Raw genomic sequence first — 5,632 nt, 5'->3', positions numbered from 1 at the left:
GAGGGGGGGCCGGCGATACCCTTGAGTTCTAGGGTTCGCCGGCCCCCCCTCGGCCGCCGACCGACGACGCAGCCGAGCGCGCGGGTTCTTAGCCCGCAAACGCAAACGACGCCCCTTGAAACGCGGGCCTTGGCGTTTCTCCGCAGACCCCGTGGTGGGTTACGCGCCCGTCGCCGCGGCGGCCGGCTCCAAGGCCAGCCACGGCGCCACGAAATGCACGGCGCGGTCGTAGCGCCCCAGCGGCAGCTCCTCCGGCGAATAGGAGCGCTCGATCGGCCGGTCGTCCGGCAGCCCCCATTTCTCCTTGAACCGCCCCCAGTTCGCCTCGAGCAGCGCGCGGTACGACGTCGGCTCCAACGCGAAGCTCTTCGAGCCCTCGTGGTGAATGAACACGTCGTCCGCGAGATACGGCACGAGGCCGCCGGCGAGCAGACGCATGCAGTAGTCGTCGTCCTCGTAGTTGCCGGGGAAGAACCGCGCGTCGAAGCCGCCGATCCGCCGCAGCGCCGGCCTCGAGAAGGCGAGGCAGAGCCCGGTCAGCCGCACCACGCCGCGCGCCTTCCCCGCGTTGACCCGCCCGATCCGCTCGCTGTACGGCGCCAGCCCGAGCAGCGTCCGCTCGTCGTAGTCCACCGGCGCGAGCTGCTGCAGTCCGGCGACGCGGTTGGAGAGCGGCCCGGCGACGCCGGCCCGCGGCTGCATCTCGACGTGGTGGTGCAGCCGCGCCGCCCACCCCTCGGTCACCACCGTGTCGGCGTTGAGGATCAGCACCGACTCGCCGCGGGCCATCGCCAGCCCGTGGTTGCAGGTCGCGGCGAACCCGCGCTGCTCCTTGTGCCCGACGAGCCGGATCAGCCGCTCGCGGTCGGCCAGCCGCTCCAGCTTGCCGAACGTGCCGTTCGGCGAGGCGTCGTCCACGAGGATCAGCTCGACCAGTCCCGACGTGCGGTCGAGGACCGACTCGACCATCCGCTGCACCAGCGCGGCCTGTCCGCGCACCGGCACGACGACCGACGTGCGCGGCTCGCCGCCGAGCGTCGGCCACGCCAACTGCGCGCGGCGCGCCTCGATGTCGTCCCCGGTCGGCACGACCCGCACCGGCAGCGCCGGCCGGCTCGACGCGAGCGGGTAGAGGCGGGAGTCGTCGGCGATCACCACGCCGTCGGCGTTCTCCCAGAGGAAGTCGGCGTCCGGCGTGCCGGCCGACGGCAGCAGCTCGACCTCGATCGGCCGCGGGAACGACGCGGCGGCGAAGGCGGGGAGGAGCCGCAGCGTCTCGCGGCAGGCGACGAACAGCACGCGGTCGAGCGGCGCGCGGCGCGCGGCGGCGCCGAGCAGCGCCGACGCGGCGGCCTCGGCCAGCGCCGCGCCGTGTCCGCTGCGCAGCGCGTCGGCCACCTCGCCGCCGGCGGCCAGGACCTCGATCCCCTCGGGCAGCCTCTCCGCCGCCTCGACCGAGTCCGCGTCGAGCAGGATCAGCGAGATCGGCCCGCTCCAGAGCCCGGCCAGCGCGCGGATCCGCTCCGCTGCCCCCTCCGGCTCGGCCACGGTCCGGGCCACGACGACCATCGTTCCGCACGACGCCAACTCGTTGAGCATTCCGGGCACCCTTGTCCGCCGCGCGGGGCGCGGGGATCCAGGGGCCGGTGATGCAAGATCCGTGCACGCCCGCGAAGGCCCGCGGAACGGCTGCGGACGTCCCGCGGGCCGCGGCCGCCGCGCCGAGCGCCGTTCCGCCGTCGGCGCCCTGTCGGACCGTTGACGCCGCCGCCGATCCCCGGGCGGCGCGCCGGCGCGCGCCCCGCACGAGGTCTTTGACCTGTCGGGCCCTCGACGCCGCCGCTGAGGCGGCCACGGATCCGAGCGCGCCGCGCTGGACCGGTCTTTGACCTGTCGGACCCCCGACGTCGCCGCTGAGGCGGAGCGGGCGACCGTCCGCCGGGCCGGCGCCCGGAGGATCGTCCCTTGGTGCTATGTTCCCCTCGCCTCGTCAGGCGCCGCGCGGCCAAGAGGCTCGCCGCGCGCCGCCCCGAAGACGAAGATGGCCGCGCCCCGGCGAACGAAGGGGGTGACGCCGCCCCGGTTCGCGACGTCCATGGGAGAGGGGCCGAAGACGCCCCGCCGGACCCGCAGGGCGGGCGCCGGACTCCGCGGGCCCTCGGGGGGCCGCGGGAGGAGACGAATGACGATGAAGACCTCCGTCGTGCTTTGCCTGCTGGCCGCTCCCGCGGCCGCGTTCGCCGCGCCGCCGGCCCCGGCGCCGGCCGCGCCGGCCGCCCAGGCCGCGCCGGCCGCCCAGACGGCGCCGACCGCCGCGCCGGCCGGGGCGCTCAAGCTTGCGCTGCGCGACGCCGTGGCGCAGGCGATCGAGCGCAACCTCGACATCGCCGTGGCCAAGATCGATCCGCAGACGCAGGCCCAGCTCGTCACGGAAGCCGACGCGGCGTTCGATCCGCAGTTCAGCGCCTCGTCGAGCCTCGGCCGCAACTCGTCGGTCGCCAGCTCGGTGCTCCAGCCGACCCGCGCCACGACCTGGCAGGGGCAGGCCGAGGTCACCAAGGCGACCCGCCTCGGCGGCAGCTACGGGGCCACGTTCTCCTACAGCGACCAGACCAGCTCGTACTTCATGGGCTCGGGGCAGCAGGTCTACGGGAAGAACCTCCTCCCGACCTCGATCGACACCAACCTCGCGCTGACCTTCTCGCAGTCGCTGCTCCGCAACTACGGCCTCGAGATCAACGAGACGGCGATCAAGACGGCCGCCAACAACCAGAAGATGTCGGAGCTGCAGGTCCGGGTGAAGGTCGAGTCGATCGTCGAGCAGGTCGAATCGGCCTACTGGACGATGGTCGGCGCCCGCCGGCAGCTCGAAGTCGCCGGCGCGTCGCTCGACCTGGCCAAGGACTTCCTGCGCCAGACGAAGATCCGCGTGGACGTCGGCACCCTCGCCCCGATCGAGATCACGACCGCCGAGGCCGAGGTCGCGAGCCGCGAGGAAGCGGTGATCGTCGCCGAGAACGCGCTCCGCACCTCCGAGGACACGCTGCGCGCGCTGCTGCGCATCGACCCCAACTCGCCCGAATGGAGCCAGCCGTACGAGCCGGTGGACCAGCCGTCCTTTGCCCCGGCGAAGGTGGACGTGGACGCGGCGATCAAGACGGCGCTCGAGAAGCGGAGCGAGATCGCCGGCGCCGAGTTGGCCGTGCACAACAGCGAACTCAACGAGCGGTACCGCGCCAACCAGACCAAGGCGAACCTCTCGGTGAACGCCACGCTCTCCCTCTCCGGCACGAACACCCGCTTCACGCCGGTCTACGACTCCGCGACCGACACGACCCACTTCGAGGTGGACGACGAAGGGCGCTGGGGCGCCTTCAAGCAGCTCCCGACGCGCGACTACAACAACTGGACCGTCGGCGCGACCTACGCCATCCCGCTCGGCAACCGCGCCTCCAAGTCGGCCTACGCGCGGGCCCGCCTCGCCGTGGACCAGAGCAACCTCGCGCTCGAGGCGACCAAGCAGTCGATCCGCGTCGAAGTGCGGAAGGCCGCGCGCGACCTCGAAAGCGCCGCGCGCCGGGTCGCCACGACCCGCGCCAACGTCGAGCTGCAGAAGAAGAAGCTCGACGCGGAGCAGAAGAAGTACGAGAACGGCCTCTCCACGGCCTTCCAGGTCCTGACCTACCAGACCGACCTGCGGACCGCGGAGTCGTCCGAGATCAGCGCGATCACCGACTACGCCACGGCGCTCGTCCACCTCGCCCGCGTGCGCGGCACGCTGCTCGAGGACCGCGGCGTCAAGATGTGACTCGGGTCGAGGCGGCGCGCCGCGCCGCGCGATCCGCGAGAAGGGGCGCCCGCCGGGCGCCCTTTTTCGTTCTTCGGCGCGCCGCGCGGAACTGAACTGCTCGGGGCGCGCGCTCCGCCGCCGGGCGCCCGTATTCGTTCCGCCCCGCGCCTCGCCGAGCGGCGCCGGCGTCGCCCGACGCGCCGGGCCGCAATTTTCGTCTGGCGGCGCGCGCGATCGGCGGTACATCAAGCATCCCTGACGTCGCGGACCGGCGACGCGTCGCCGCGCTTCCGGCGCGCGACAATAGATTGCACGGCCCACGGCGGGTTGTTAGCATCGCCAGACCCGGCCGCGCCGGGGCGCCGCGGGGCGCCCGCGCGCCGCACGAGGCCCCGGATGAGCCAAAACTCCTTCGCGCTGCTGGTCCTCGTCCTGTTCGCCGTGGCCGTGCCGACGTCGATCGTCGTCCTCTCCGCGTGGGCCGGACGGCCGAAGCGCCGGACGACCGACGTCACGCCCTACGAGTGCGGGGCCAAGCCGTTCGAATCGGCCCGCCGCCCCTTCTCGACCAAGTTCTACGTGATCGCGATGCTCTTCATCCTCTTCGACGTCGAGGCGGCGTTCCTCTATCCGTGGGCCGCGGCGCTCAAGGACCGGGCGCGCGCCGGCAACGCGGGGTTCGTCCTCGGCTCGATGCTCGTCTTCCTCGGCGTCCTGGCCGCCGGCTACGTCTACGTCTGGGGCCGCGGCGCGCTCGACTGGGAGCGCTGACGATGGCCGAAGCGGGCGGCAAGACCTGGTGCACGACCGGGTGGGACCAAGGGGCGGCCGAGGAGCGGCTGCGCGAGGCGCTTCCCGAGGCGCTCGTGGCGGTCGAGGAGTTCCGCGGCGAGCGGACGCTCGTCGTCCGCGCCGACGCGCTGCTCGAGACGCTGGCCTTCCTGCGCGACGACCCGGAGCTGACGTTCGACATGCTGACCGACGTCACGGCGGTCCACTGGCCCGCGCGGGCCGAGGCCCCGTTCGACGTCGTCCATCTGCTCTACTCCTTCCCGCGCAACGCGCGCCTGAGGATCAAGACGCGGGTCGCCGACCCGCCGCGGGTGCGCAGCGCCGCGGCGCTCTGGCCGGCCGCGGGCTGGCTGGAGCGGGAGTGCTTCGACATGTTCGGGGTCGTCTTCGAAGGGCACCCCGACCTGCGGCGGATCCTCCTCCCCGACGGTTTCGAGGGGCACCCGCTGCGCAAGGAGTTCCCGCTCAAGGGATGACGGCGAGGACGGACGGATGAGCGAGCAGCGCGCGGCCGCGGAACGCGGCGCGATCGAGACGATCACGATCAACATGGGGCCGAGCCATCCCTCGACCCACGGCGTGCTGCGCCTCGTGCTCGAGCTCGACGGCGAGACGGTCGTCTCCTGCAAGCCGGACCTCGGCTACCTCCACCGCGGCTTCGAGAAGATCGCCGAGAACAAGACGTGGCAGCAGTTCGTGACTTGGACCGACCGGATGGACTACCTCGCGCCGGTCTCGAACAACGTCGCCTACGTCCTCGCGGTGGAGAAGCTGCTTGGGCTGGAGATCCCGCCGCGCGCCCGCGCGATGCGCGTGATCCTCTGCGAGATGGCGCGCATTTCCGCCCACCTGCTCTGGCTCGGCACGCACGCCCTCGACCGCGGCGCGGCGACCGTCTTCTTCTACACGTTCCAGCAGCGCGAGTACCTCTACGACCTCTTCGAGCAGCTCACCGGCGCCCGCATGACGACCTCCACCGTGCGGATCGGCGGGATGTCGCGCGACGTGCCGGAGGGTTGGCCGGAGAAGCTCGCCGCCTGGAACAAGCAG

At 72.8% G+C, this 5,632-nt stretch carries 5 protein-coding genes; 4 read left to right on the top strand and 1 reads right to left on the bottom strand.

All coding sequences use genetic code 11. The features are described 5' to 3' along the window. Window positions 1–159 precede the first annotated feature (159 nt). Window positions 160–1,599: a glycosyltransferase family 2 protein gene (locus LLG88_00420; protein MCE5245377.1), complete on the bottom strand. Its 1,440-nt coding sequence runs from the start codon at window positions 1,597–1,599 to the stop codon at window positions 160–162. 583 nt (window positions 1,600–2,182) lie between these two features. On the opposite strand from LLG88_00420, the gene LLG88_00415 reads away from it, so the two are divergent. From LLG88_00415 to LLG88_00400, 4 genes are all read left to right on the top strand, one after another. Further along, window positions 2,183–3,808, top strand: a complete 1,626-nt coding sequence (locus LLG88_00415) for a TolC family protein (protein ID MCE5245376.1) — start codon at window positions 2,183–2,185, stop codon at window positions 3,806–3,808. 378 nt (window positions 3,809–4,186) lie between these two features. Continuing rightward, the gene (locus LLG88_00410; GenBank protein ID MCE5245375.1) at window positions 4,187–4,561 is read left to right on the top strand and encodes an NADH-quinone oxidoreductase subunit A; all 375 of its coding nucleotides are present in this window, start codon (window positions 4,187–4,189) and stop codon (window positions 4,559–4,561) included. 2 nt (window positions 4,562–4,563) lie between these two features. Next, a complete protein-coding gene (locus tag LLG88_00405; GenBank protein MCE5245374.1) occupies window positions 4,564–5,058 on the top strand; it encodes an NADH-quinone oxidoreductase subunit C in 495 nt (164 codons plus the stop codon). Between the two features lie 16 nt (window positions 5,059–5,074). Beyond that, a partial coding sequence (locus LLG88_00400; GenBank protein ID MCE5245373.1) for an NADH-quinone oxidoreductase subunit D occupies window positions 5,075–5,632 on the top strand: 558 nt, incomplete at its 3' end.

This window comes from bacterium (genome assembly GCA_021372775.1).
GTDB lineage: Bacteria > Acidobacteriota > Polarisedimenticolia > J045 > J045 > JAJFTU01.
The sequence above is the reverse complement of the archived record's forward strand: the minus strand, read 5'-3'. Positions and strand labels throughout refer to the sequence as shown.

Bases quoted from the DNA above. Each gene is read 5' to 3' on its own strand.
- LLG88_00420 (MCE5245377.1), bottom strand. From the start codon at position 1,599: ATGCTCAACGAGTTGGCGTCGTGCGGAACGATGGTCGTCGTGGCCCGG.
- LLG88_00415 (MCE5245376.1), top strand. From the start codon at position 2,183: ATGACGATGAAGACCTCCGTCGTGCTTTGCCTGCTGGCCGCTCCCGCG.
- LLG88_00410 (MCE5245375.1), top strand. From the start codon at position 4,187: ATGAGCCAAAACTCCTTCGCGCTGCTGGTCCTCGTCCTGTTCGCCGTG.
- LLG88_00405 (MCE5245374.1), top strand. From the start codon at position 4,564: ATGGCCGAAGCGGGCGGCAAGACCTGGTGCACGACCGGGTGGGACCAA.